This is a genomic window from Streptomyces sp. NPDC058877 (assembly GCF_042742855.1).
Taxonomy (GTDB): domain Bacteria; phylum Actinomycetota; class Actinomycetes; order Streptomycetales; family Streptomycetaceae; genus Streptomyces.
In genome coordinates this window covers 1-1,104 of the sequence record NZ_JBHYMF010000422.1, presented here as the reverse complement: position 1 = coordinate 1,104, position 1,104 = coordinate 1, and the positions used below count along the sequence as shown (strand labels likewise).

Genomic DNA, 1,104 nt, shown 5'->3' with positions numbered 1-1,104 from the left:
CTAGGGAGCGTATTTGGTTGTGATCATCAGGTGGTCCGGGTGAGGTCTTTGAGCCAGATCATCGAGGCGCGTAGGTAGAGGCCGGCGAGGTAGCTGTCGGGGGTCTTGTCGTAGCGCGTGGCGATGCCTCGCCACGCCTTTAGCTTGTTGATCAGACGCTCGACGGTGTTCCGCTCCTTGTAGAGGTCGGCGTCGTGGCTGACGGGCCGGCCGCCTAGGGCACCCTTCTTCTTCCGGTTGGCGGCCTGGTCCTTCTTCTCCGGGATGACCGCCTTGATACGGCGTTTGCGCAGGTGGGCACGGTTGCCGCGGGACGAGTACGCCTTGTCCCCGGCGACCGCGTCCGGCCGGGTTCGGGGACGGCCGACGGGCCCGCGGACTCGTACCTTCCCCAGTACGGGGATGAACTGCGGACTGTCGGCGGCCTGTCCCGCGGTCAGGATGAACGCCAGCGGGCGGCACTTCCGGTCGCCGGCGACATGGATCTTGCTGGTCTGTCCGCCCCTGGAGCGTCCGAGCAGGGCGGCCTTCAGCCGGAGTTTCCGTCGGCGCCGGATGCGCCGTCGTTCTTCCCGCTCGGGATCGCTCCCGGCCTCCTGCCCGGTTTGTTCGTCGCAGCCGCCCCCTTTGACCTGGCCTTCTCCGCCCCGGCGGCAGCCTTCTCCAAAGCGGTGAGGACCTCCTCGTCCAGGTGCATGCCGGCCGCGTCATGATGGGCCCGGGCAGTGGTGGAGTCGATGCTGACCAGGGACAGGTCCACCTCGCCCCGCTTCGCGGCCTGTGCGATCAGGCCCTCCATCAGGGCTTCGAAGACTCCGGCGTCACGCCACTGCCGGAAGCGGTTGTGGACGGTCGACCAGGCGCCGAACTCCGCCGGCATCTCCCGCCACTGCCCGCCCGTCTTGAACCGCCAGATCACGCCCTCGAACTGCTGCCGCAGCCGCCCGGGGTACGGGCCGTACTCGCCGATGGGCAGGTACGGCCCGATGAACTCCCACTCCGCATCCGTCAGTTGCACACGAGTCACCCAAGAAGGTCTACCTGCCCAGGACTCGCCACGCAGGCAAAACCCACAGATTGATCACGACCCAATACGCTCCCTAG

At 67.4% G+C, this 1,104-nt stretch carries 1 pseudogene; it reads right to left on the bottom strand.

Annotated elements, in window-relative coordinates:
- Positions 1–26: 26 nt before the first annotated feature.
- Positions 27–1,027: pseudogene (locus ACFW2Y_RS35995) on the bottom strand (IS5 family transposase).
- Between the last annotated feature and the right edge of the window lie 77 nt (positions 1,028–1,104).